The organism is Paenibacillus sp. FSL H8-0315 (genome assembly GCF_038005365.1).
GTDB lineage: Bacteria > Bacillota > Bacilli > Paenibacillales > Paenibacillaceae > Paenibacillus_AQ > Paenibacillus_AQ odorifer.
In genome coordinates, this window is the sequence record NZ_JBBOTA010000001.1 from 4921113 (window position 1) to 4947134 (window position 26022).

General features: G+C 43.6%; 19 protein-coding genes. 17 read left to right on the forward strand and 2 right to left on the reverse strand.

Features of this window, described 5'->3' with window-relative positions; all coding sequences use genetic code 11:
* Positions 1–2 precede the first annotated feature (2 nt).
* From MHB56_RS21425 to MHB56_RS21450, 6 genes are read left to right on the forward strand one after another with little or no spacing between them, the layout of a single operon-like run.
* The gene (locus MHB56_RS21425) at positions 3–1364 is read left to right on the forward strand and encodes an NADH-ubiquinone oxidoreductase-F iron-sulfur binding region domain-containing protein (protein ID WP_076125325.1); all 1362 of its coding nucleotides are present in this window, start codon (positions 3–5) and stop codon (positions 1362–1364) included.
* Positions 1365–1414: 50 nt separating this feature from the next.
* The gene (locus MHB56_RS21430) at positions 1415–1858 is read left to right on the forward strand and encodes a hypothetical protein (protein ID WP_076125323.1); all 444 of its coding nucleotides are present in this window, start codon (positions 1415–1417) and stop codon (positions 1856–1858) included.
* A gap of 40 nt (positions 1859–1898) precedes the next feature.
* Positions 1899–2867: a 2-keto-3-deoxygluconate permease gene (locus tag MHB56_RS21435; protein WP_076125321.1), complete on the forward strand. Its 969-nt coding sequence runs from the start codon at positions 1899–1901 to the stop codon at positions 2865–2867.
* 10 nt (positions 2868–2877) lie between these two features.
* Positions 2878–3843, forward strand: coding sequence for a flavodoxin family protein (locus tag MHB56_RS21440; RefSeq protein WP_076125319.1), 966 nt, complete (start codon positions 2878–2880; stop codon positions 3841–3843).
* Between the two features lie 45 nt (positions 3844–3888).
* On the forward strand, positions 3889–4899 hold the full coding sequence (locus MHB56_RS21445) for a 2-oxoacid:acceptor oxidoreductase family protein (protein WP_076125317.1): 1011 nt from the start codon (positions 3889–3891) through the stop codon (positions 4897–4899).
* Between the two features lie 26 nt (positions 4900–4925).
* Positions 4926–7232 carry a thiamine pyrophosphate-dependent enzyme gene (locus MHB56_RS21450; protein ID WP_341143974.1) on the forward strand — a complete coding sequence of 769 codons (2307 nt, stop codon included), beginning with the start codon at positions 4926–4928 and terminating at the stop codon, positions 7230–7232.
* A gap of 325 nt (positions 7233–7557) precedes the next feature.
* Here the strand turns inward: MHB56_RS21450 and MHB56_RS21455 are convergent, their stop codons facing one another.
* Positions 7558–7989 (reverse strand): hypothetical protein, encoded by a 432-nt coding sequence (locus tag MHB56_RS21455; protein ID WP_076125314.1) that lies wholly within the window; start codon positions 7987–7989, stop codon positions 7558–7560.
* Between the two features lie 341 nt (positions 7990–8330).
* On the opposite strand from MHB56_RS21455, the gene MHB56_RS21460 reads away from it, so the two are divergent.
* The 4 genes from MHB56_RS21460 (at position 8331) to MHB56_RS21475 (ending at position 13260) form a co-directional block, all read left to right on the forward strand.
* Positions 8331–9068, forward strand: coding sequence for a CPBP family intramembrane glutamic endopeptidase (locus MHB56_RS21460; RefSeq protein WP_076276587.1), 738 nt, complete (start codon positions 8331–8333; stop codon positions 9066–9068).
* Positions 9069–9182: 114 nt separating this feature from the next.
* Entirely contained in the window at positions 9183–10334 is a 1152-nt protein-coding gene (locus tag MHB56_RS21465; protein WP_341143975.1) for a PdaC/SigV domain-containing protein, read from the forward strand.
* A 398-nt stretch (positions 10335–10732) separates the two neighbouring features.
* Entirely contained in the window at positions 10733–12130 is a 1398-nt protein-coding gene (locus tag MHB56_RS21470) for an MATE family efflux transporter (protein WP_341143976.1), read from the forward strand.
* A gap of 323 nt (positions 12131–12453) precedes the next feature.
* The gene (locus MHB56_RS21475) at positions 12454–13260 is read left to right on the forward strand and encodes an AAA family ATPase (RefSeq protein WP_179086319.1); all 807 of its coding nucleotides are present in this window, start codon (positions 12454–12456) and stop codon (positions 13258–13260) included.
* A 102-nt stretch (positions 13261–13362) separates the two neighbouring features.
* Here the strand turns inward: MHB56_RS21475 and MHB56_RS21480 are convergent, their stop codons facing one another.
* Positions 13363–14400: a LacI family DNA-binding transcriptional regulator gene (locus tag MHB56_RS21480; protein WP_076185350.1), complete on the reverse strand. Its 1038-nt coding sequence runs from the start codon at positions 14398–14400 to the stop codon at positions 13363–13365.
* Between the two features lie 465 nt (positions 14401–14865).
* On the opposite strand from MHB56_RS21480, the gene MHB56_RS21485 reads away from it, so the two are divergent.
* The 7 genes from MHB56_RS21485 (at position 14866) to MHB56_RS21515 (ending at position 26011) form a co-directional block, all read left to right on the forward strand.
* The gene (locus MHB56_RS21485) at positions 14866–15786 is read left to right on the forward strand and encodes an ABC transporter permease (RefSeq protein ID WP_051490892.1); all 921 of its coding nucleotides are present in this window, start codon (positions 14866–14868) and stop codon (positions 15784–15786) included.
* 17 nt (positions 15787–15803) lie between these two features.
* On the forward strand, positions 15804–16685 hold the full coding sequence (locus tag MHB56_RS21490; protein WP_036675818.1) for a carbohydrate ABC transporter permease: 882 nt from the start codon (positions 15804–15806) through the stop codon (positions 16683–16685).
* Positions 16686–16746: 61 nt separating this feature from the next.
* Positions 16747–18360, forward strand: coding sequence for an ABC transporter substrate-binding protein (locus tag MHB56_RS21495; protein ID WP_076193509.1), 1614 nt, complete (start codon positions 16747–16749; stop codon positions 18358–18360).
* A 57-nt stretch (positions 18361–18417) separates the two neighbouring features.
* Positions 18418–19899: a glycoside hydrolase family 32 protein gene (locus MHB56_RS21500; RefSeq protein ID WP_076193506.1), complete on the forward strand. Its 1482-nt coding sequence runs from the start codon at positions 18418–18420 to the stop codon at positions 19897–19899.
* A gap of 21 nt (positions 19900–19920) precedes the next feature.
* Positions 19921–20796, forward strand: coding sequence for an ROK family protein (locus tag MHB56_RS21505; RefSeq protein WP_341143977.1), 876 nt, complete (start codon positions 19921–19923; stop codon positions 20794–20796).
* 112 nt (positions 20797–20908) lie between these two features.
* Positions 20909–24712, forward strand: a complete 3804-nt coding sequence (locus MHB56_RS21510; RefSeq protein ID WP_341143978.1) for a GH32 C-terminal domain-containing protein — start codon at positions 20909–20911, stop codon at positions 24710–24712.
* Positions 24713–25021: 309 nt separating this feature from the next.
* Positions 25022–26011, forward strand: a complete 990-nt coding sequence (locus MHB56_RS21515; protein ID WP_248547745.1) for a LacI family DNA-binding transcriptional regulator — start codon at positions 25022–25024, stop codon at positions 26009–26011.
* The last annotated feature ends 11 nt before the right edge of the window (positions 26012–26022 follow it).

Below are 26022 nucleotides of genomic sequence, written 5' to 3' on the forward strand. Positions count from 1 at the left end.
AGATGCCACATGAAGTCAGCCGAACTCCCCATTTTCTGTCGCCTTTCCCGAATGCTGAAGAGCCTGCTATTCAGGAGCTTTTGGAGAATAGGCTAGCAATTTCAGCTTCGGACGCGGCAGTAAGAATTAGAGCACTTGCATTGACGGATAAACAAGGAGTGCTTCTCGATGAACGTTTATCCGCAATCAATCCAGATGACGGGAGACCCGTATTAATCTGCTCTCTCGCACAGGAGTTAGATGGATTCACGGACTTTATTCTTGCGCATGTCGCGAGTCGAATAGCAGCAGGGCTGGCAATGGCTGCAAAGATTTGCATGGATTGTGAGATTCTGATCTATGCCGAGACAGAGGCGCAAGCTGAGATGTTGGCGGCACCGCTGCGTGAGATAGCTCCGGCCTCGCTTATATCAGTGAAGTACGGACCGGCTTCTCCTGTCCTGCGGGAAGAAACAGCATTATACAATGCCATAGACAATGGTGTAATACGTTGTGACTTATGGGTGAAAAGCTTCAGTGCCGAAGGCTGGCAAGGGAGACCTACCTTCCTGCTGGATGTGGAGACTGCGTACTGGATTTACGAAGGTGTAAGCAGTTCCCGCCGTCAGGAGAAATTAATAATGATTACAACAGATGAGAGAACCAGGGTTGTGGCAGTTGCACTTGGCACCCCTGTGTCTGCTCTGTTAGAGGAGCTTGAACTTGCGCCAGCCAAGCCCCTGCTGCTGGGTGGCATGCTCGGGCACTTCGCATCGGCTCCGGCCTTAACTTCGGAATTCATAAGCTATGATTCTGTTTATGACAGTATCCGAATCTTTACCGACAAGCACTGTATGGCAACTATCGCCAAAGGGTTACTTAGCGCTGCAGCGGAGACATCCTGTGGAAAATGTGTGATTTGCCGTGAGGGGAGCTGGCAACTCAAAGCAGTCTTCACTGATGTTACCGAAGGGCGCGCAAAAAAAGAGGATCTTGATTTAGTAACAGATATTGGCGAATTAATCGGAGCAGGATCTTTTTGCGCATTTGGAAGAAATATGGTGGGGCCGGCGTTATCTGCTGTTGCCTGCTCCCGTCTTGATCTTGAAGCCCATATTGTACGCAAGACCTGTCCGGCTTCGGTGTGTACCCATTTTCTTGCCTATGTCATTGATCCGAAATTATGCAGCGGCTGCGGGGAATGTCTTGATGTCTGCCCGGAAAATGCAATCCAAGGGAAATCAGGCTATATCCATATGATCGATCCGGCGATTTGTGAAAAATGCGGAAGGTGTACGGAAGTCTGTGAAGAGAATGCGATTGTCACTGCATCTGGTCGCATCCGTGTCCCCAAACAGCTGACCAGGGTGGGCAGATTCAAGTAAGTAACAGAAAAATGGAAAGAGCATGCCATATCGGCTGCGGGTGCAGGAAAATGAGTAAGACATATTCTTTGTATTTTAAGCTTGTGTTGAATCTTCCCTCTGCGGCGGCGATGTCGCTTGCAGCTTCCCTGATGAATGAGGGGATTAATGGACGAACATGGGTGTTCACCCTGGTTGGTTTCTCGCTGGCTTGTCTTATTAACGATTTTATTCCCTTGATGAGGATTAGCGACTGGTTTACGGGGCTTTTTGCTCTAAAGAAGGATTTACTGGCGGGTCAATGTGTCGGCTGTCTGCTAATAAACTTCATTCCTGTAACTGTAATCAGCGGAGTGATGGCTCTGCTTGGCACATCAAACCTGTCAGGCTTTCTCACCTCATTTACTGGGAATTATCCGGTGCTTTATTTGGTTTCCTATCTAATGACCATGATCATGACACCTCTAGCCAAAGCTGCCGGGAATAAAGCATGCGCAAGAGTAACAGTCAGATAGAGGAAGGACACGATTACTTGGAAGAAGGGAATCGCCGTACATGAAAATATTAGAGAGAATACAGGGAATATCAGGCGGAATGATGCTGCTTCCTATGGGAATCGCTGCAATAATGCATACTTTTTATCCGAGAACCTTGATGGTTGGCAATCCGTCCACTGCTGTATTTTCGAATGCGGGAACGATGACGATCGTGGGAATTCTGCTAGTATTCTGTGGTATTCAGTTCAAACCTCAACAGCTTGTGACAACTCTGCGGCGGGGCGGCATACTAGTTGCGGTAAAACTTGTTCTTAGTGTTGTTTTTGGGATCGTTGTTATGAAGCTTTTCGGTTTGGCGGGTTTTGGAGGAATCTCTACCCTGGCACTTGTGGCTTGCATCACTAGTTGCAATCCCGGCATGTACCTTGCGCTGATGGAGAATTATGGTGATGACACTGACATTTCTGCGTTTGCTCTGCTGAACCTTATCGGGCTACCGTTCATACCCGTCTGTATTCTTGGTTTCTCTTCCGGAAATGGGATTGACGCTCGAAGCATCATGGCTACTTTAATTCCGTTTGTAGTCGGATTTCTTCTGGGTATGTTTGATCCTGCTGTTCGTAATTTTTCCAAATCAGGGACCTCACTTATGGTGCCTTTTCTGGGGTTTTGCCTTGGGGCGAATATCGATCTCAAGAGCGCACTCAGCTCATGTGGGCTGGGGCTGATTTTGTTCTTGATCTTTACCTTGATTAATAACATCCCCATGTTGTTAGTTGACCGATTCTGTCTGAAACAAGACGGGCATGCTTCTGCGGCGATTTGTTGTGTAGCCGGGTTATCCATAACGGTACCTCAACTTATGGCAGAGGTCGATCAGGCATATCTGCCTTATGTTGAGAGTGCCCGCGCACAAATTGCATTCGCAGTTGTTGCCAGTGCAATTGTCACTCCAGTTCTTGTGAAAAAGCTGAAACGATCTCGTGGATCAGTTTCTGAAAATATGCTTAACAAATTCGAATTGTAGGAGGCTACTAATGAAAATTTTAGGGATCAGTTGCGGAAGAAGAATGAGCAATTCAGAAATCCTTGTTAAAGAAGCTTTAATGGGTGCTGAGGAGCTTGGTGCCGAAGTAGAACTTGTGCGTCTTAATGATTTACATATTAAACCTTGCACCGGTTGTAATGCTTGTGTAGTGAGTCTGCTTGAAAAGTGTGGCTCAGGAGACTGTGTGATAAAGAATGATGACTATGGATTTATTGATGAAAAATTAATGGAATGCGACGGATTAATCTTGAGCTCAGCCATTTATGAAAAGAGTCCTAACGGATTATTGAAGATTCTGAATGACCGGATGGGGCCTTCTCATGACATTGCTTTCCGGATGATTGCCAAGAAGCAACGCGAGGAAAGAGGGATTACTACCGGCAAAGGCCCGGATGAAAGAAGCTTTAAAACAAGAGTAGCTTCTCTTATTGCTGTAGGAGGAAGTGAGTGGGACACACTCGCATTGCCGATGCTCCACCTTTTTACGTTGCCGATGCAAATTAATGTAATAGATAAAATGCTGGTCAATTGGGTTGGCTTACCTGGAGCAGTTGTGTTCAGGGAGGAAGAACTTAAGAGAGCAAGACAATCCGGTCGTCATGTGGCTGAAACACTCATGAATCCAGATACGGAAGCGAAGTATATTGGCGAACCTGGTTTATGTCCAATCTGTCATTCCAAACTCATAGAAATCAGAAATCATGATGATAATTACCCAGCAATATGTGGAATTTGCGGGGTCAGGGGGACTCTGGAGGTGGAAGACGGTAAAGTAAGATTTGATATCGCCGAGGAAGATAGAGCACATTCCCATGTTCTAATCTCCGGAAAGCTTGGCCACGCAGATGAATTATATCAAGTTTCTTTAAAACGTAATCCAAAGGCTGACGAATTGCCTGAACGGTTGAAGAAGTACAAAAATTATTTAGCTTATTCCAGACCTGAACGGGATTAATGCTCGCAAGAGTATTACTAGTCTTCTAGTGAAAGGAGTTCATTTATGATTGAATTACCACGAATTAACGATCTCGGATTTTTTGAAATTCGACTGGAGTCTATTGGAGGCTTGGGAGCTAACCTGGCGGGTAAAATGCTCGCAGAAGCGGGAGTCGTCGGAGCGGGGCTGAACGGCGTAAGCTTCTCGTCTTATGGATCAGAGAAAAAGGGCTCTGCTGTAAAGGCCCACATCCGCTTCTGTGATTTAAACACGCATATCCGTGATACTTCGCCGGTAGAGCGTCCCCATGTGGTTGGGGTGTTCCACGAAGCGCTTGTCAAGACCGTTAATGTCACCAGCGGGATTAATGAAGACAGCACTGTTCTTGTGAACTCGGCCAAGACGCCGGAAGAACTCAAAGAGCTGCTGAAGATGAAAGCCGGAACCATTGCTGTGATCGACGCGACAAGCATCGCACTGAAAGAGAAAAACCGTGTAAACATGGCGATGCTGGGTGCCCTGTTCCGGCTCTGCCCATTCCTGGTTGCTGAAACGATGAAGGGCGTTATTGAGAAATCGCTCGGCAAAAAATATCCGCAGGCTGTACAATCGGCTATTACGACTTTTGAGCGCGGCTACAATGAAGTGAAGTTTATGCACTTCGAGCTGGAGGCAGGGGACAGCATGCCTGAATATGTGCGTTCCGACATTTCGCCGTTTGGCTATGAAACTCAGCCTATAGGCGGTACGATCATCAATCCGGGAAGTAGCTTCCTCAAGAACCTGAGCATTTCCCGTTCCGGAATGATTCCGGCTTATGAAAATGAGTCCTGCATTAACTGTGCACAGTGTGACACCGTCTGCCCTGACCAGTGTTTTGTGTGGGAAGAACGGCTTGACCGCAAGGGGCGCTCACAGATGTTCCTGCGGGGCATCGATTATCAATATTGCAAGGGTTGCCTGAAATGCGTAGGCGCCTGCCCGACCTCGGCACTCTCAAGCATGCGCGAGAAGGAAGGCTATGCCGACAGCCATACAGTGCATCATCCATTCGATCTCATCACGCAAGCGTAAATCTGGTTAGAAAGGCGGAATGAACAATGGCTATTGATTATGAAAAAGAAATAGGTTCTGCCAAAGTAGAACAGAAATTCCTATATGAATCAGGCAATGAGATGGCGGCCTATGCTGCGCATCAGATCAACTATCATGTCATGGGGTATTTCCCGATCTCGCCATCGACAGAGGTTGCCCAATTCCTCGATACGATGAAAGCCAGCGGCCAGCATGACATTATGCTCGTGCCCTCAGATGGTGAGCACAGCTCGGCAGGTATCTGTTATGGCGCTTCTACAGCCGGCGGACGCGTATTTAACGCCACCAGTGCGCAAGGCTACATGTACATGCTTGAGCAGCTGCCTGTACAAGCCGGTACGCGGATGCCCATGGTTATGAACCTGATTTGCCGCTCCATCTCCGGACCGCTGAACATTCACGGGGACCACTCCGATTTGTATTTTGCACTCAATACCGGCTGGCCGATTCTGATGTGCCGTGACCCGCAGTCGGTCTACGACATGAATCTGATGGCACTGAAGCTGGCTGAGCATGTCAAAGTCCGCCTGCCGGTTATGGTAGCTTCGGACGGATATTTCACTTCTCACCAGAAGCGCCGCGTACAGGCTTTTGCGCACCGCGCAGATGTGCATAAATTCGTAGGCGAACAGCCGCCAGCCGGCTCAACCGATACCCTTGACCGCAACAATCCGGTTACTGTTGGTCCTTACATGAATGAACCGGATTATATCAATAATCGCTATCAGCAGTCTGTGGCCATGTACAATGCCGGTGAAGTGTTCGAAGAGATCGCTCAGGAATTTGCTGATCTGACCGGACGCCATTATGAGGTGATTGAGCAGTACCGGATGGGGGATGCCGATGTGGCTGTCTTCCTGATGAATTCCGCGTCCGAGATCATTAAGGATGTTGTGGATCAGTTGCGACTGCAGGGAGTCAAAGCCGGAGCGATTTCACCGAACATGATCCGTCCGTTCCCGCAGAAGCAGATCGCGGAAGCACTGAAGAATGTCAAAGCCATTACTGTTGGTGACCGTGCGGATTCCTTCGGCGGACACGGCGGCAACATGGTTAACGAAATCAAAGCAGCGCTGTTCACTTACGGGAATACAACGACTAAAGTCATCAGCCGGATTTACGGATTAGGCGGAAAGGACTTCTATGCTGAAGATGGCCATCATTTCTTCCAGCTGGCGTTGGATGCTGTTGTTGCTGACCGTGTTGAAGTACCGTTTGATTACTACGGCCACAATCCTGGTGAACCGGAAAAGGCACCGCAGCGCCTGCTTAAGCCGATGAATTTCGATTTGTTGAAGACGGGCCCCATTACTGTTACTAAAAATGAAGAAACCGGAAAGCTGGCCGTGAAGATTCCCCCGATCCGCAGTTTGATGAAGAAACCAAGACGCCTGGCTCCGGGTCACGGCACATGCCCGGGCTGCGGGATTTTCTCGGGTCTTGAGCTGTTCTTCAGGGGAATTGAAGGAGATATCGTTGCGCTGTACCATACAGGATGCGCAATGGTTACAACAACCGGCTATCCTTATTCGTCGCACAAGTCAACGTTCATCCATAACCTTTTCCAGAACGGTGCGGCTACGTTGTCCGGGGTGGTAGAAATGTTCTGGGAACGCAAACGCCGCGGAGAGCTGGATGGACTGGGCCTGAGGAATGACTTTACTTTCGTTATGGTAACAGGCGACGGAGGTATGGATATCGGGATGGGACCAGCCATTGGTGCTGCACTGCGCGGACATAAAATGATTATCATCGAGTATGATAATGAAGGTTATATGAACACTGGTGCACAGCAGTCTTATTCAACACCGCTCGGTCACCGGACTTCTACTTCAAGCATCGGCAAGACCCAGCAGGGTAAAGTTACCCAGCATAAAGATACTGCCCAGATCATGGCAGCCACTAATATTCCTTATGTATTCACCGGCTGTGAAGCCTACCCGCAGGATCTGCTCAAAAAAGCAGCTAAGGCCCAATGGTACGCGCAGAATGAAGGTCTGGTCTACGGCAAGATTCTGATTGCCTGCCCGTTGAATTGGATGACCGAAGACAAGGATGGGACGGATATTGTATCCTTGGCGGTGGAATCCTGCTTCTTCCCGCTGTATGAAGTGGAACAAGGCACAACGACCATTACGTACAATCCGGAGAACAAGGACAAACGTATTGAAGTCTCTGCCTGGCTGAAGACGATGGGTAAGACCCGCCATCTGCTCAAGCCTGAGAACGAACCGGCTCTGCGCAGCTTTGAGAGCGAAGTTCAGCGCCGCTGGAGTCGTCTCAAAGCGAAACACGAGCATTCTGAATTGTAAATATAGTTTTTTAAACATTACACTTATCGATATTTTGATTCGGAAGTGGATGATTTGCTCAAGGGAGTATATCTGAAGATCGAGAAGAGCGGATACAGCGGGAGATAGCGAAGGAGCTGGGGATCTCACGGAGTTATGTTTCGAGAGTGAATTTAAGAAACAAAGTCTGGGAATAGATTAATACCTGTGAGGACAGGGGATTCGTCGGTTTACGTTACTTTATTTATATAGTGTAGAAGTTAAAAATCATGATAAAAAAGCAACTTATCTGCGGATAAGTTGCTTTTTGGCGATACGTCATTCTTTAGCTAATTCGGCTCTTTTATTATTCAGAGCGGTTCTGCTCAATCATTAGATTGTACCTCTTCACAAGCAGCTTGTTGAAAAAATAAAAACATAACCCGTTAAGCAATCCTATTACGGTTGAACTGAATGCCGAGATTAGATATCCTTCATTTTCTACATTTGAAACAAGGTTAATGACAATAATTGAAAGAATTAGACTGAAAGCAAAACCTCCCAAGGAGAAATATAACAAATTGAGTAGAAAAACTCCTCTTCGCTTCTTAATCAAGCTTTCAATAAAATCATTTAAATAGATAATAAGTAAAATACCATAAACTAATAATAGGGCAATAAGCCCATAGAAACCAGCAGGTGGTGGCTTATCCGCAAGAGCAAAAAAGATGACAGTCCAAAAAAAGAAGAATGTGAAGAAATTTATCGTTTTAATTTTTTTTAACAGCTTCAGGTCCATAACATTGGTAAACCTCGCTTTTTAGTTTTTTAACAAGAGAACTGTTTATTCTATTATTACCTGTCTATTTTATCAAAACAACATAATTATTTCTGAAATAGATTCATTTTTTTATACATTTTCATGAATTTGCAAAATTAAGTGATGAATTAATTTCAGTTTATTCAAAACTTGTGTAAATATTGTAATTCTTTTCTGAAAAAAATGTAAATTTTTCAGAAAAAAATGGGAGTATAGTGTGATAGTACAAAAAACAGCTGACTGTATTTCTATTCTCCGCATCATTGGTTTTAGTATTCAGAGAGTATAGCTTTTCATTATTTTCAGGAAGGATTTGATTAATGATGAGTAAAAGTAATTTTTTTAGATTTGAGCGTAAAAATGATGATTTTCCGTTCTACAGTGAACTGCAATCCCCTACTCTAAATTTGAAAACCAGCCTAATATTTCTGATAGCTGTTGCTGCAGGTTTTGCATTGTTTCTTATTGGGTTTGGAGGTACTTATGGACATCCTTTTATAAATGTGATTTTCCCATTAGCAGCAGTTATCTTTGTTGCACGGAGTCAGTGGACATTACTTTTCAGAAAATTAGTTGCTAAAGATATTATATTAATTCTTGGGACGTACATTGTAAATCTTATTGTGACCTATGGTGTTGGTTTTATTATTACGAAATTATTTAATTTTAGTGCAAATCCAGTGAGTGAAGGATTCAATGGTAATTTTTCCGATACAATTACGACGTTCCTGACAATGCTCCCGATGCTTTTTGGAGAAGAATTAATAACGATCCTTCCATTCTTAGTCATTTTGTACTTAGGAGTAAAAAAACTTAAACTGAACAGAAAGTCTGCGATTATCTTAGCGTGGATTGTAGTATCCATTATTTTTGGCGCATACCATTTACCAACTTATAATTGGAATATTGCACAAGCCATTCTCGGTATCGGCATTGTACGGATTGTTCTGCTCTATCCATACATTAAGACTAAAAACATTTGGACATCGTTTATAGTGCATGTGCTAAATGACTGGACACTTTTTGGATTTGCCTTAATGGTTTCAATGCATCATTGATTAGCGAATTCCATGTAAAAATTGTAATCTTTTTCTGAAAATACTGTAAACCATCCGGGAAATGACGGGATTATAGTGTGATAGTAAGAAAATGACTAAAAGGGGATCTTCAAAATGGAAACTCAAGTTAAAAAATTCACAACTAAAAAGCGGATGTCCGTACTTCTATTGTCAGCAGCACTGGCTGCAGTTGGCACAGCGGCGGCTTTACCCGTGTCTGTCGGATCAGTTCATGCTGCAGCCACTACTGCAACAATAACCTCCAGGGTGAATGTCCAGGTTAAAGGTAAAGCAATCGGGACTCAGGCTTTCCTAAGCCCATTAGGTAATACACTCATTCCGCTTAAAGACGCAGCGCAAGCATTAGGCGCAGCTGTTAAATACGATAACAAAAATCATAGTGTAGAGCTTACCCTGGGAGAGAATACTGTAAATTATTCATTGGATATCGACAGTGCACTTGTAAAGTTAAATGGAAGCGGTCTGGGACAAAGATACGAAGCTCAGGTAATCGGAGGAACTTCTTTTGTTGCAGTGCAAGCCTTGGTTGAACCTTTCGGATATTTGGCCCAATGGAACGGACAAACCCGTACTGTCAATATCACGAATGCAGGAATGAATGAACTGACTATAACTGCCGGTAAACTCCAGTCTTCTAATTCCCATAAGGATGTAACCATCAATATCGTATATCCAGTTGTATCGCAGCTTGCGAATCAAAATGCCGAAGCGGTAATTAATAAAGCGGTGAAAGCTCAGGCACAGAAGTTTCTAGATGCCTCGGAAAAACAACTGGCTAAGTCTGGTGCTCCAGCGGAAGGAGCGACATACGATTTCGAACTGGCCTACAAGGTGACTTACAATCAAAATGGAGTGATTAGCTTCCTGCTTACCAATTATCAATACCTCGGCGGAGCTCATGGAGGCGGCTCACAAACAGGTCTTACTTACTCTCTGCAGGATGGTACGACAATCAAGCTGGGAGATTTGCTGAAATCCAACAGCAATTACAGTCAGGTTATTAAGAAATCACTTCAAGAACAAGTCCAAAAAGGTACTGAGTCTTCTATCTACTCTATTGACCTGTTCAATAAGTTAACTAAAGATGCTAATGCATACCTGGATAACTTCTACTTGACTAATGCAGGATTCACTGTGTTTTTTGTTCCAGGTGATATAGCAGAAAGTGTTGTAGGCAGTCCTGAATTCAAATTCACATGGGCTCAGTTCCTTTCGAATAATGCGGATCCGTTCGCTGCTTATTAGGTCGTTTTTTGACTTCAATCGTTTTTTTTCATCGTTACTTTATCACAAAAGAGTTTTTTTAAAAGCAACTTGCCAACTGGGAAGTTGCTTTTTTTGTTGAGTTAAGTAGGGGGGGACTAAATGATTGCCTAGCATTCAAAATTGACCATGTACCGGAAACTTGCGGAGCCGCGACCACTCCTGCTGCAGTTTTTTAATAGGAATGAAAATGAGAGGGGGCTATTCCGGGGAGATTTATATAAATTCAAAGATAAAATCCTATATGAGATAGAAACAATCCTTTTTACGGTAGTTGCTAGCCAACATGTCTTATAGACTAGTTAATGCAAGGAGTCCCGTATAATTTTTGAACGACGACTTTGCATATTCAGTCAAAAGAAGGAGAGAAAATTCATATTATGAACACAGTAACACAGATAAAAAACAGCAAAGACAAGCAGACGCATTTTATTCTCAACGGTAATCTTTGGAATATTATGGTCCAGTTATCATGGCCCGCTATCATCGCAATGGTCCTCTATGGCTTAAATGCGGTTATTGCCGCTGTATTTGTGGGAAGATTTGTCGGAGAGGAAGCACTGGCTGGGGTATCGGTAGCTTATCCTTTAACCCAGATCAGCTTGGGACTGGGCTCCTTGATTGGGGTGGGTGCCGGTTCTGCTTTAAGTTTAGCCCTCGGCAGGCAGGACAAAGAAATGCAGAAGCGTTTGATGGGGAATGTTAATTATCTGTCCATCCTTGTAACGCTTATCTATATGGTATTGGGTTTGCTTTTCTCTACACAGCTGGTGCGAATCATGGGAGGAGAAGGGGAAACTCTGGCTCTTGGAGACAGCTATTTTAGAATTACGGTGATTGGTTCATTTTTCTGGATTTATGGACTGGCTGCCAACATGATTGTACGTGCCGAAGGGAAAATGAAATCGGCAGCCGTGGTAATGGGCATTGGACTGGCAGTTGATGTATTGTCCAATTATATTCTGGTAGCCTGGCTGGATTTTGGAGTAGAGGGAGCTGCCTGGGCTACAAATATCGGGATGCTGGTCTACACCTTGCTGGGATGGATTTATTTTGGCAAAGGATTTGCCTCATTCCGAACGAATGTCTTTGCAATCTATCGGGATGCTGCCACAATCAAATCCATAATTGGTCTGGGAATGTCCTCTTTCATTATGAACTTTATGAATCTGGTACAGGCTGTTGTAGTATTTAATGCACTGTCGAGATATGGGACTACAGCAGATATTGCATTTTATGGAGTGGTTTTTCGTGTATTCACCTTCCTGTTGACGCCGATATTCGGATTAATGCGCGCCTTGCAGCCAGTCATCGGCATAAATTTTGGAGCAGAACAGTATGAGCGCGCCATCAAAGCCTATAAAATATTCACACTCGTTTCTATGCTGCTGACTTTGCCTTTCTGGATAATTTCCATGATCTCGCCGGCTTCCATTCTGGGGCTGATGCTGCCGGATCAAATCTTTAAGACCAGCGAAATGTTATATTTCCGGTTGAACATGGCGGTTCTGCCGTTATTGTCGCTCATTTTTATGGCCATGACCTTTTTCCCTGCGATTAATAAAGGGAAGCCGGCAGCCGTTATCGGCATCACCAGACAACTTGTTTTTTATGTGCCAGTGATGCTTGTTTTGCCAAGATGGTTAGGCGTCTCCGGAGTATATTGGGGTTCGCTTGTAATTGATTCTGTGGTTGTAGTGTGGACGGTAATCCTGGTAACTAAGGAATTCACCCGGCTCAGAGCTAAGTCCAAGCTAGCCAGGACTTACAATATGTGAAGGCAAGATGCTGGAACTTCTGCTTTGCCTGGATGGCCGATTTAATAGATATACCCTAAAAGAGCCTTGGAATTATAAAGGCTCTTTTTTGTGCTACTGGTTGACATAATAAACAAAAAGAAAGTATGATATTTTAAATCGTAATAATTACGAATAAATACAATGTGGAAGATGAATTGATTTGTGGATAACGAATGGTCACAAGCGGACTCTATCGTTCCTCACGAGGACTTCGAACGGCAATTAGAGCAGGTTGAACTGGATTCAGAAAGGATCTTTTGGATTTCTTGAAAATAACCATTTTAAAGGAGCTTCAATAAATAATGAATAAAAGCAGCACCAATCAACGTCTACCCAGAGCAAAAGGGATTGATATGGGTACCTATTATACACCCAAAGAATGTGCCAAAAAGGTTAGACATCTGATCCTACCCGATATGAATCGAAAGATTGTCGAAGAATTCATCACAATCTTAGGTATGAGGGAAAGATTTGAAGAGCATCGAGTTCCAATTCCCAATAAAGTGGTTATGTATGGTCCACCGGGCACAGGGAAAACACTGACGGCATTTTATATGGCTCAAATGCTGGAGCTTCCACTTATCCTAGTTCGACTTGATGCAATTATTCACAGTCATTTGGGCGAGACTGGAAGTAATATCCGGAAAATATTTGAGTATGCCAAAGCATCTCCTTGTGTTCTTTTCCTGGATGAGTTTGATGCCATTGCAAGAACACGGGAGAGTAATGACGAGGTTAAAGAAATGGCTCGTGCGGTGAATACACTGCTGCAATGTCTCGATGATTTTGGTGACAATAGCATTTTTGTAGCAGCGACGAACCTAGAAAATGAACTGGATAGAGCTATTTGGAGAAGGTTTGATACAAAAATGATTTATGCTAACCCGGATGAATCAAGTAGGCGTCAATATGTCGAACTGTTAATTAATGACTTTGAAAGTGAAGCTGGGCTGCTGGAGGAAACATGCGAACGTCTTTCCGGTTGCAGTTTTGCTGATATTGAACAAATTGTCCTGAAAGCGAAACGTAAGGCGATCATAGAGCATTGTCTGCTAAAAAGTGAGCATATTGTTCTTTCTTATGAAGAATACAATCCTTCCTTGAACTAATTGTGGGATTATAAATACAGGAAATTGTAATTGGAACAATTCAACGAAAAAAAAGAACCCCAGCGACGGAATTTTTAATCGCTTGGGTTCTTTTTAAATTCATCAACTGATATTAGGTGTAGATTCTCTTAGGATGAGTTTGGTATAAATATGAGAAACCTGATAGGGTTGCTTCGGATCATGAATTCGGGAAAGTAGCATTTCAGCTGCTTTGACACCCATCTGATTACTATAAATATGAACAGTGGTGAGATGGGGTTCTACAATGCTTGATTCAGGACCATTATCAAAACCACAAATGACGAGGTCATTAGGAATGGAAAGCATATTTTTGAGTGACTTCATAAAGGTAACCGCAATATAATCGTTAGCACACACGAAAGCAGAAGGAAGCTGATTGATTTGGCTTAGCTTAGCATCTGCCCACTCCGGACTCGAAAAAAATAGTCTATCGTCATCGAGAATACATTGTGAGAGATCAAGCTGAATCCCAGATTCTATCAATGCGCGATTAAAGCCCACCCATCTTTCGTTAAAACTCCTACAGTGATTATAGTCTCCGATGAATCCCAGTGATGTGTAACCGCCATCAATTAACTTTTTTGTAAGTTGATATGTGCTGTGTTCATTTTCCATGAGAAGTACATCTGCTTGGAATTCAGGGTAGCAGATATCGGCAGAGCAGTCGATGAAAATAGTTGGAATGCCTAGACTTGTAATCAGCTTACTATATTCGGAATTGAACAACTCAATACAAATAATTCCGTCTACATTGGCGACATCAAAATTATTTGGAAGAGACAAGGACTCCTGATCAATGTCTCTTATAATGTGCATGGATAAATTATATCCTTCCGCGCTGATTCGTTTCTCCATGCCACTGATCAGTTTCGATCCAAAGTGGGAAGTGTTAGGTAAGTTTTCTGTTAATAAAGCGATGTTTCCAGAGTTTCTTGGTTGAACACTCTCGGTGTCCATAAAAGCAAATTGTTTATATTTTAACTCTATCGCTTTCTTTATAACCTTGTTTCTGGTTTCATCAGGTATACCATTCGTTCCATTTAAGGCTTTGGAAGCTGTATTTCTGGAGATTCCTAAAGCATCCGCGATGTCTTGTATGGTTACTTTTTCCCTGGCCATCTATGTAATTCACCTCTATATTCTTGTTCTTAACCTTCGCCACAAATAGTGTACTGTTTGGCATGATTCCAACTCTCTTTAATGTATATTAGTTTACTCAAAATAGCAATATGATATTTACAAATGCACAATTTAGTTTACATTTTATCAGCGGATAAATGTGCAAAAAAGGTATTGTTATTTTCATCTTCATGAGAATATGTTGACTTTAAAGTATATAATCCTATTTAAATTGGCTGTATTTGTAATTTTGTAAAATTTAAAGCGTCATTTATGAACAAAATATTTTGTCAAATGCACATAAATATTTTTACAAAATGTATTGACGAACGATTAAGTGTTTGGTAAATTGTAAAAGCAGCAGGACATAAGCCAATTGAAAGCCCTTACTGCATCAAGATATAAACATTGATAAGAACGGAGGTAAAGGCATTGCAAAACCTAATAGAAGCTGAACACAGAACAATGGTGACCAAACATAAGAGCTCCTTACTAGACTATCTAAAGAAATACTACTTTCTTTATATTTTGCTCGCACCAGCTGTGATCCTGACCCTGATTTTTAAATACGGTCCTATGTATGGTGCGATTATCGCCTTTAAAGATTTCAGCCCAATCAAAGGGATTATGGGGAGTGAATGGGTAGGCTTGTACAACTTCGAGAAATTCCTGTCATCCCCCAACTTCGAAGTTATCTTTATGAATACGCTTAAATTAAGTTTCTTCGGATTAATTCTGAGTTTTCCAATTCCAATCCTGCTTGCGTTGATGTTAAATCAAATTCGCCGTGCAGGCGTCAAAAAGAACATTCAGTTGTTCTTGTATGCACCTAACTTTATTTCTGTTGTCGTTGTGGTCGGGATGTTGTTTATCTTCTTGTCCCCAACGGGACCGATTAACCAGTTTTTTACGTGGCTTACAGGTGAACCAATCATGTTCATGTCTCGTCCGGAGTACTTCCGTTCGATCTACATTCTGTCCGATATTTGGACCGGAGCCGGTTGGGCATCCATTATTTATGTAGCAGCGCTTGCTAATGTCGATCCTGAGTTACATAATGCAGCCAATCTTGACGGCGCTAATCTTCTACAAAGAATACGCCATATCGATTTGCCAACCATTCGTCCAATTATGGCTATTGTATTTATCCTTGCAGCTGGTGGGATTATGTCCATTGGCTTCGAAAAAGCCTATCTCATGCAAACGGCGATGAACTTGCCAACCTCAGAAATCATTCCGACTTACGTTTATAAAATTGGTTTGCAGTCGGGCGATTATGCCTATTCAGCCGCAGTAGGATTGTTTAACTCTATCATCAACATCGTCTTGCTCATCACCGTTAACTTTACCGTGAAGAAATTGAATGAGGGCGAAGGTCTTTACTAAGAAAGGAGCAACAAGCTATGCCCATTAAACATTCCGGATTAGATCGCTTTATCGTCGTGCTGAACGCGATCTTCCTGACACTGGCCGTACTTATCATTGTACTTCCTTTGATTTATGTAGTGATTGCATCTTTTATGGATCCATCAGTTCTGCTCAGTAAAGGATTATCATTCAACCTTTCGGACTGGTCATTAGAAGGGTATATAAAAATTCTTTCTAATCCGGCCATGATCCGAGGTTTTGGAAACTCTGTTTTATACTCTGTTTCATTTGCTATGCTTACCGTTCTCGTCTCAATCTGTGCAGGGTACGCACTGTCTGATGACAGGCTCAAAGGAAAAGGATTCTTCATGACCTTGTTTATTATCACCATGTTCTTTGGGGGTGGGCTTATACCTACATACCTGCTCGTTAAGAACCTTGGTCTGCTTGATACAGTCTGGGCGGTGATTATTCCAGGGGCAGTCAATGTATGGAACATCATTCTCTCTAGAACTTTCTTCAAAGGAGTACCGAATGAAATGAAGGAAGCCGCTAATGTAGACGGAGCTTCGGAGATGCGGATTTTCTTCAGTGTCGTATTACCGCTCTCCAAACCGATTGTTTTCGTGCTCGCTCTTTATGCTTTTGTGGGCCAGTGGAATTCCTACTTTGACGCCATGATCTATTTAGATAATCCGAATCTTCATCCACTGCAGCTCGTGTTGCGGTCCATCTTGATCCAGAATCAGGTAGATCCGGGCATGATCAGCGATCAACTCGCCATGGCGGAAATGAAACGATTGTCTGAAATCATCAAGTACGCTGCCATTGTTGTTTCCAGTTTGCCACTTATTGTTATGTATCCGTTCTTCCAGAAGTACTTTGAAAAAGGTGTTATGGTCGGTTCCCTTAAGTAGGAAACAGGCTGCACATAGATAAAGATTAATTCATTCATATCTAATTTGGAGGTCATACCCTATGAAAAGAATTAAGAAATCAAGAGTATCAACGAAAGTAGCTTCTGCATCTGTACTTGCTTCGTTTATGTTCCTTACTGCATGCGGTGGCGGAGGAGGAGGGGGAAGTGCAGCTAGTAAAGAACAGGACGCCAGCGGTAAAGTAACTTTGAACTTTATTACGCAAAGCTCTCCACTTGCACCCGTTGATCCAAATGAAAAACTGATTAATAAGCGTCTTGAAGAAAAGACGAATGTTCATATTAATTGGAAGAATTTCACGAAAGACGTATTTGTTGAAAAAAGAAACCTGGCTGTGGCAAGCGGCGATCTTCCTGATGCAATTTTTAATGCGGACTATAGCGACTATGAGCTGCTCAAGCTTGCTAAAGATGGTGCCATTATTCCGCTGAATGAGCTTATCGAGAACAATATGCCCAACTTCAAAAAGGTGCTGGAAGAAGCACCGGAATACAAGAGTATGATTACGGCACCAGACGGTAATATTTATGCCTTTCCGTGGATCGAAGAGCTGGGCAATGGCAAAGAAAGAATCCAGGCGGTAGACAGTATGCCTTGGATCAATGTGGAATGGCTTGAGAAGCTGGGCCTTGATATGCCTACAACAACAGAAGAATTAAAAGAAGTATTAATTGCCTTCAAGACAAAAGATCCAAATGGCAATGGTAAGGCTGACGAAATTCCTTTGTCCTTTATTAACAAGCCTGGAGCAGAAGATCTGGTTTTCCTATTTGCTTCATTCGGATTGGGGGAGAACCCCGACCACGCGGTTGTAAGCAATGATGGGAAGGTAATATTTACGGCGGCACAAGATGATTACAAAGAAGCCGTTTCTTTTATTAACGAGCTGTATAAAGAAGGACTCATTGATATTGAAGCCTATACACAGGACTGGAGTACTTACCTTGCAAAAGGGAAGGATCAGAGATACGGACTTTACTTCTCATGGGATAAAGCCAACATCACTGGAGCAAATGACATTTACGAGGTTATGCCTCCACTTGCTGGACCAGATGGTGAAGTTAACGTAACAAGAACGAACGCGCTTGGTTTGGGCAGAGGTAAGATGGTTGTTACTAGCGCCAATAAGAACTTAGAAACGACAGCGAAATGGGTTGATCAACTCTACGATCCGATTCAATCTGTACAGAACAACTGGGGAACGTATGGAGACGATAAACAGCAAAATATCTTCGAATTTGATAAAGAAAAAGAAATGCTGAAGCATTTGCCGCTGGAGGGTGCAGCTCCTGTAGAACTACGTGAGAAAACAAGTGTCGGTGGACCCTTAGCTATCCTTGATTCCTATTATGGCAAATACACAACCATGCCGGATGATGCCAAAGGCAGAATGGATATTATCAAGAACATCATGGCGCCTAAAATGAAAGCAGAAAACGTAATGCCGAGTGTATTCCATTCTATTCAAGAGCTTGATCGCCTTACGACAATTGAGACGGATCTGTTTGCCTACGTGCTTAGAATGCGTACTGAATGGTACCAAAATGGTAAAGTCGAAGCGCAGTGGGATGAATATTTGAAAGAATTGGACCGTCTGGGCCTGCAAGAATGGCTTGAAATTAAACAAGGCGGCTATGACAGAGCAAGCAAATAATAAACTATAAATAATATGCGGTAAAGACCGTGTTCGGGAGTAAAGGAGAAAACAATAATGTCTACGATTGCGAAACAAAATTACCGCGGAGTGTATCATTTTTCCCCTAAGGAAAAGTGGATGAATGATCCAAACGGAATGGTTTATTTTGAGGGTGAATATCATTTGTTCTTCCAGCACCATCCAGGTGGAATGACTATGGGCGCTATGCACTGGGGCCATGCGGTCAGCAAGGATCTGGTTACATGGGAGGAGCTGCCTATCGCTCTTGCTCCAGATGAGTTAGGTATGATTTTTTCCGGCAGTGCCGTAGTTGACTGGAATAATACGACTGGATTTTTTGAAGATAAACCAGGTCTAGTAGCGATTTTTACACACCATTTGGATATGCCGGAAGGCAAGCCAGCCATTCAGCGTCAAAGCTTGGCTTATAGTAAGGATAACGGAAGAACCTGGACGAAATATGATGGAAACCCGGTGCTTGAACATGATACATTCATTGATTTCCGTGACCCGAAAGTATTTTGGAATAAAGATACTAATCAATGGGTGATGATTGTAGCTTGTGGTCAAACGGTGTGTCTATATCATTCTCCTGATCTGATGAACTGGACATTTGCCAGTGAATTCGGAGAAGGAATCGGTTCTCATGACGGGGTATGGGAATGCCCGGACTTGTTCCCGCTGGCCATTGATGGCGATCCTTCGAACACGAAATGGGTGATGCTAGTGAGCATCGGTGCGGATCCCGCTTTTGTGGAAGGATCAAGAACACAGTATTTTACAGGGGATTTTGATGGAGAAGTGTTCACGCCAGATGAAGATTCGATAAAAGTCCGCTGGCTTGATTATGGAAGAGATAACTATGCAGGTGTAAGCTGGTCCGATATACCGGCGGAAGATGGAAGAAGGCTATTTATCGGCTGGATGAGCAACTGGATGTATGCTAACAAGACGCCAGCAGAAGAATTCCGTGGCGCGATGACAATTGCAAGAGAACTTCAGCTCGAATCAAGACAAGGGGGAACCTTTCTTGTGCAGAAGCCGGTCCAAGAGTTGGAATCAGCTCGTGTACAAGTCCTTTCCATAAAAAATGCAACGGTGCAAGAAATCAATACTCTTCTTAAAGAGATTCACTTGGAATCTTATGAGATTATAGCTGAGTTCGCTAGGGGTAAATCTGTAGGTTTCAAAGTAAGAATTGGTGCGGATGAACAAACAGTGATCGGTATCAACGGTGAGACAGAGGAACTTTATGTAGACCGGAAGGCTTCGGGCCAGCATGATTTCCATGAACATTTCGTAGGACATCATTCAGCCAAACTCGCAGCGCTTGATGAGTCAAATGATCTCCGTATTTATGTGGATCGCTCTTCCGTTGAGGCGTTTAGTAATAGAGGCCAGGCAGTGATTACGGATCTTATATTCCCTGGACTAGAATCTAAAGGTATTGCTGTGTTTGCAGAAAATGAGAATGACTTGCTGATTTCCCTGGATATCTATGAGCTTACTCTCTCTGCTGAGCAAGACAAGAATTAGTCACCGAGAGGAGTCTTGTATATGCGTATAGGAGCGATTGAAGCTGGCGGAACGAAGTTTATATGTGGCATCGGGAATGAAAATGGGATCATTGAAGATCAGATCAGTTTCCCGACAGAACATCCTGAGTTGACGTTGCCCAAAGTTATTCAATATTTTCAAGACAAACCAGTAGAAGCTATCGGAATTGGATCGTTTGGTCCAATCGATATACGCCCAGATAGCCCGACGTATGGTTACGTTACAACAACACCAAAACCAGGTTGGGGAAATTACGATATGCTGGGCACTTTGAAAAGAAACTTTTTGGTTCCCTTTGGCTGGGACACGGACGTCAATGCAGCGGCATTTGGTGAAGCCAAATGGGGCGCAGCCCAAGGGTTATCCAGCTGTTTGTACTATACAGTTGGCACAGGTGTTGGTGTGGGAGTGTATTCAGAAGGCAAACTTATTCATGGTCTTGTGCATCCTGAAGGGGGTCATGTTCTTACAAGACGCCATCCTGAAGATGAATTCCCAGGGGGATGTCCCTATCATGGGGACTGCCTAGAAGGGATGGCGGCAGGTCCTGCTATTGAAGCAAGGTGGGGGAAGAAGGGACATGAACTTCCTATAGATCACCTTGCATGGGAAATGGAAGCATTTTATATTGCGCAGTCGATTACGGGTGCTATATTGCTTAACTCTCCTCAGAAAATCATTCTGGGTGGTGGTGTTATGCAGCAGTCCCAATTGTTTCCACTTATTCGGCAGGCCGTGCTACAGAACCTGAACGGTTATGTCAGCTCAAGTACTATTTTGGAACACATAGATGAGTATATCGTTCCACCAGGACTAGGCCAACAGGCGGGATTATGTGGTGCTCTCGCTCTTGGACTCACAGCACTGGAAAGTTAGAGTTCTGCTCAATTGTAAAAGAATATAGAGAGGAGGTCAGTGCAATGAATTGGTCTCCTTCTTATTTTACAATAAAAGAAATGATTGATGATAGAAAAAGAGGGTGAAGAGGATGGTTAATAAGGGAAAAGTAATTTTATCCTTTCTCATGGCAACAGGATTTGTTATGACTTTGGCAGGCATATATGTAGCGAATCCCGGTACGGGTTGGGCTGCGCCCGCTGATCAGGAGGTAAGTAAACAAGCTAAGGAGGGGCTTTCTATTTTTGAAAGCGTAACCAAAACAAACACAAACTTGACAGGTTGGCAAATAAAAGGAAAAGGTAAGTTGGCGGATACTGTGGAAGGGATTTTACTGACTTCCGATCCACAAGAAAATGTAATGGCAATCTCCGAAACGGTGTCAGAGGATTTTATCTATGAAGCTGATGTCATGATCAAGGATATGCAAGCGGACGCGACCTTATTGTTCCGTTCTAATGAAGATGGCTGGGGTTCCTACATGCTCCAAATTGTTCCGAATGCAGGTATGATCCGCTTACGAGACGCAAGTGATGGTGAAGGGAAATTAAAAGAGGAGCGGAAGGTTACTGTTAAGGCAGAAGAGATCTATCATCTCAAGGTGAAAGCAGAGGGTTCATCACTGAAAGTATATTGGGACAATGAATATAAACCTGTGATTGAGGTTCAGGATGATGCGTATCGTACTGGTAAGCTGGGACTCAATGTATGGAATGGTTCTGTTTTGTTCCAAAATATTATCGTAAGCGACCTGAAAGGGAATTTGGGTGCTGTGGTTACAAATAAAGGACAATGGCAGCCTAATATCAACGGCAAGAAAGGAATGGCAGTAAAGCAGATGAAGTCACAGCAAATTTATAACAAACAAGCTGCTGATTTTGTATATGAAGGAAATCTATCTCTTCGTCCTGATTCTGTTGCAGCGCTCGCCTTTCGTTCATCGGCTGATGGAACAAAGGGATATGAAGCAGCCCTTACGAAGGAAGGAAATCAGGTTCGTGTAAGTCTGACGAAAGCTAACGGAACAACGATTGCAAGTTCACAGCATACCTATCCAAGTCAGGCCGGAGCAAAACATCATGTAGAGATAAAGGCGAAGGGAAACAGAATTCAGGTCTTTCTAGACGGATACACCCCGGCCGCAATCGATCTAACAGATGAAACCTATACCGATGGATATGCAGGAATCGTTGTTAAACAGGGAACAGCTTACTTCCAGGATACCTATGTGACGGATGCCAGCAATTATTATAGTGAAAAATATCGTCCTCAATACCACTATACGCCAATTCGTGGTTCTGCCAGTGATCCGAACGGACTTGTCTACTTCGAAGGTGAATATCATCTATTCCATCAGGACGGAGGCACTTGGGCACATTCTGTCAGTAAGGATATGCTGAACTGGAAGCGGCTTCCGATTGCGCTGCCGTGGAATGATCATGGGCATGTCTGGTCTGGATCAGCTGTGGCAGATTTGACGAATGCATCAGGTTTGTTCGGGGATTCAGGAGGTAAAGGTCTAATTGCCTACTACACTTCCTATAATCCCGATGGCCCGAATGGGAATCAGCGTATCGGTCTTGCATACAGCAAGGACCAAGGTCGTACTTGGGAATATTCCAAGACGCGTCCAATGGTTATCGGAAATCCAGGCGATAATGGAGGGGAGCCGGGAGGCTGGGATTTCCGTGATCCGAAAGTGATTCGTGATAACGACAATAACAGGTGGGTAATGGTTGTATCCGGTGGAGACCATATTCGTTTCTTTACTTCAATGAATCTACTTGATTGGACCCTAACAGATAGTTGGGGATACGGGGAATATGTTCGCGGCGGTGTATGGGAATGTCCGGATTTGCTTCAGCTTTCGGTAGACGGAACATCACAGAAGAAATGGGTTCTGATGATTAGTACAGGAGCGAATTCAAAAACACGCGGATCAGATGCTGAATATTTTGTGGGTCATTTAACAGCGGAAGGTAAATTCGTTAATGATAATCCGGCAGGGAAAGTTTTGCGAACAGATTTTGGAAAAGAATTCTACGCTTCAATGTCTTTTTCGAACATGCCAGATCATCGCAGTGTAATGATGGTGTGGATGACAAACTGGGACTATCCGTTTGCTTTTCCAACAACCCATTGGAAAGGCGTACTGTCAATCCCAAGAGAAGTCTCATTAGTAACGACAAAAGATGGGATTCAGCTCACACAAAGTCCGATCAAGGAGTTGGAAACGCTACGTAGTCAGCTGTTTTCTACTGCTAACAAAGAGGTGAGTCCTTCTTCTCAGAATTTATTGAAAGGGGTTACCTCTGGTGCATACGAAATTGAAGCTGAAGTAGAAATTCCAGCAGGTAGTCAGGTTAGTGAATTTGGCTTTAACGTTCGTGTAGGGGGAAGTCAAAAAACGGTTGTTGGATATAAACCTGGTGAGGGTCGGATTTTCGTGAATCGGTCTGCATCTGGTTTGACGGATTTTTCGAGTCTATTTAGTACAAGACATGAAGCGGCAATGCAAACGGAGAACAAGCGAGTTAAGATGCGTATCCTTGTAGATGAGTCTTCTATTGAGGTTTTTGGCAACAACGGTAAAGTTGTTTTCTCTGACGTCATTTTTCCGGATCCAGCCAGCAGAGCTTTGAGTTTTTACACCAAAGGAGGCAACGTAAAAGTCGTATCTCTGAAGGTGAATCAGTTAGGCTCTGTATGGAATCAGGAGACGGGCTCAGCTACCAAGATAATGATGGATACAAGTGATCGCGAACTGAGCAAGGGGCAAAGCGACATACTTTTGGCGATGGTAGAGAATGGTACCGGTAATGGGGCACAGCCGCTTAAATGGAATTCCAGTAACAAGGATGTTGTTGAACTAAACGTGGTGGATAAATCCCAGGCAACCCTTGTAGCTAAAAAAGAAGGCGAGTCTATCATTACCGTCTCTACTCCAAATGGGAAGACATCGGCTAGCTTATTAGTTAAGGTATCTGGGGGTGAATTTCATACGAACTTAAGTGGGTGGACTAAAGATCTATCTGCAGCCTCCTGGGTCATTGGTGAAAATGGGATTCGTGGAAATTACTGGAGTGACGCGAATTATATCGCAGAGAAGCAGGCAGCAGATTTTACTTATGAAGCAGAGATGATGTTAGGGAAATCCGGAGGAGCAGGCTCTATGTTGTTCCGTGCCAGCGAAGATGGACGCAGCGGATACTACTTAAATCTGGATCCGAATATGAAGTCCATCCGTCTGTTTTATAAAATCGACGGCCGTATTGAAGAGCGTCAGATTCTAGTAAAAGTTCCGACGTTCATTCAGCCGGGTCAAACCTACAAAGTGAAAATCGAAGCGAAGGGCCCGCATATCGTGGTTTATGTGGATGGGCAGAAAGTGATCGACCTCCAGGACGGCACATTTGCAGAAGGCCGCTTTGGACTACATGTATTTGGCGGATATGCTTCATATCAAAACGTTAACGTGAGCGGAGCAACACCGGCTAATTTGACCACTTCCAGTCTAGTAAATGCAGAACTACAGAAATCCCTTTATACAGCAAATCTCGCAAATGGTGAAGCTGTTACACTGAAGGATGCGAATGATTTTACGGATCAGAAGTGGGTATTCGTGCCGACGGGGGACGATGCAGGCTCCTATTCTATTCGTACAACAGCCGGTCAGGCGCTTGATCTAGACACAGGGCAAAATAAAATCCAGTTATACCCTTATCTCGGATATAACAATCAGCGTTGGATTTTTCACAAAAATGATGATGGTACCGTAAGTATTATTTCTGCTCATCATAAGAAAGCGCTGGAAGTATCAGCGGATGGGTCGACACTGTCCCTTAGCGAGCTTGATCCTACTCTTGATCGACAACAATGGGTAATTACCAATTAACCTGAGGATGATAGAAGTAATGGAAGGGGGAATAGCGTGTCTAAAAAGCAACTTGTCTGCGGATGAGTTGCTTTTTGTTTTGGCTGCATTTTATGTATTGACGGATATTGGAAATGTAAGTAGAATGTAAATTAGTTAAAACCTTAAAACTTTTGTAAAGAATTTTGGTGTTCTTGATAAAGGCAAAGCTGACATTCAGTGTGCAATTTTCAATCAGAACATAGAAATATCACGAAAGGTAAGGTTTTTTTATTTACCTAAAAAGTTTAATCGTTTAAACTTTCGGGTGACGGAGGTATGGAAGCTAAGATGAATATACATGATGTAGCCAAAAAGTCGGGACTCTCTGTAGTGACCGTATCCAGGGTGCTTAACAATTTACCCTCTGTACGGGAAGCTAATAGACAGAAAGTACTGAAAGCTATGGAGGAATTAAATTATCAACCCAATTCAGCAGCGCGGAGTCTTGTGAGAGGCAAAACGGGAGTCATCGGGATGTCGATTACCAACTTTAACGACTCTTTCTATGACCGGGTTATTCGCGTGGTAAACCGGAAGCTGGCGGCGCAAGGGTATTTTTTAGCCCTATCGATCGCCGAGAATGAGGATGAGGGCGATAATTTCCTGTTTCAGAAGGATCGCGTTGATGGAATTATCCTGTTGTCCCCACTTGAAGAAAAGGCATATGTAGAGGAACTGAAAAGAAAAAATATTCCGTTTGTATTGCTGGATAACCAGTTTCAGCATGAGGATGTGCCTAGCGTCGTGGTCGATAACTATCAAGGCGGGTATGAGGCTACAAAGCACTTGCTCGATCTTGGGCACACTCAAATCGCCTATATTGGCGGCCCTTCGGTATTTCTAAGTGTAGCGGAGCGTAAGCGCGGTTATGTCCAAGCGCTCGAGGATGCCGGGTTAACGCCATTCGGAACGGAATACTGCAGTTTTACAGTAAGCGGCGGCTATGAGGTGGCCAAGAGATGGATCCGCGAAGATAAGCTGCCGACAGCTTTTTTTTCCGGGGACGATTTTATTGCTCTTGGAATGGTTCAGGCTCTCCGGGAAGAGGGAATTCGAGTACCCCACGATATCTCAATTGTTGGATTTGATGATCAGCAGTTCGTAGGTGAATTTTACCCGCGGTTAACGACGGTCAGACAACCTGAGGCACAAATGGGCAATATAGGCGTTGATTTACTACTAAAAATGATCAATGGGGAGGTGATGCCGCCCGCTGTAACGAAGCTCGCTCCGCAGCTACTCATTCGTGAATCCACCGCATCTGTTAGATTACCTTGAATTTTAGGAGT

Bases quoted from the DNA above. Each gene is read 5' to 3' on its own strand.
- MHB56_RS21425 (WP_076125325.1), top strand. From the start codon at position 3: ATGCCACATGAAGTCAGCCGAACTCCCCATTTTCTGTCGCCTTTCCCG.
- MHB56_RS21430 (WP_076125323.1), top strand. From the start codon at position 1,415: ATGAGTAAGACATATTCTTTGTATTTTAAGCTTGTGTTGAATCTTCCC.
- MHB56_RS21435 (WP_076125321.1), top strand. From the start codon at position 1,899: ATGAAAATATTAGAGAGAATACAGGGAATATCAGGCGGAATGATGCTG.
- MHB56_RS21440 (WP_076125319.1), top strand. From the start codon at position 2,878: ATGAAAATTTTAGGGATCAGTTGCGGAAGAAGAATGAGCAATTCAGAA.
- MHB56_RS21445 (WP_076125317.1), top strand. From the start codon at position 3,889: ATGATTGAATTACCACGAATTAACGATCTCGGATTTTTTGAAATTCGA.
- MHB56_RS21450 (WP_341143974.1), top strand. From the start codon at position 4,926: ATGGCTATTGATTATGAAAAAGAAATAGGTTCTGCCAAAGTAGAACAG.
- MHB56_RS21455 (WP_076125314.1), bottom strand. From the start codon at position 7,989: ATGGACCTGAAGCTGTTAAAAAAAATTAAAACGATAAATTTCTTCACA.
- MHB56_RS21460 (WP_076276587.1), top strand. From the start codon at position 8,331: ATGATGAGTAAAAGTAATTTTTTTAGATTTGAGCGTAAAAATGATGAT.
- MHB56_RS21465 (WP_341143975.1), top strand. From the start codon at position 9,183: ATGGAAACTCAAGTTAAAAAATTCACAACTAAAAAGCGGATGTCCGTA.
- MHB56_RS21470 (WP_341143976.1), top strand. From the start codon at position 10,733: ATGAACACAGTAACACAGATAAAAAACAGCAAAGACAAGCAGACGCAT.
- MHB56_RS21475 (WP_179086319.1), top strand. From the start codon at position 12,454: ATGAATAAAAGCAGCACCAATCAACGTCTACCCAGAGCAAAAGGGATT.
- MHB56_RS21480 (WP_076185350.1), bottom strand. From the start codon at position 14,400: ATGGCCAGGGAAAAAGTAACCATACAAGACATCGCGGATGCTTTAGGA.
- MHB56_RS21485 (WP_051490892.1), top strand. From the start codon at position 14,866: ATGGTGACCAAACATAAGAGCTCCTTACTAGACTATCTAAAGAAATAC.
- MHB56_RS21490 (WP_036675818.1), top strand. From the start codon at position 15,804: ATGCCCATTAAACATTCCGGATTAGATCGCTTTATCGTCGTGCTGAAC.
- MHB56_RS21495 (WP_076193509.1), top strand. From the start codon at position 16,747: ATGAAAAGAATTAAGAAATCAAGAGTATCAACGAAAGTAGCTTCTGCA.
- MHB56_RS21500 (WP_076193506.1), top strand. From the start codon at position 18,418: ATGTCTACGATTGCGAAACAAAATTACCGCGGAGTGTATCATTTTTCC.
- MHB56_RS21505 (WP_341143977.1), top strand. From the start codon at position 19,921: ATGCGTATAGGAGCGATTGAAGCTGGCGGAACGAAGTTTATATGTGGC.
- MHB56_RS21510 (WP_341143978.1), top strand. From the start codon at position 20,909: ATGGTTAATAAGGGAAAAGTAATTTTATCCTTTCTCATGGCAACAGGA.
- MHB56_RS21515 (WP_248547745.1), top strand. From the start codon at position 25,022: ATGAATATACATGATGTAGCCAAAAAGTCGGGACTCTCTGTAGTGACC.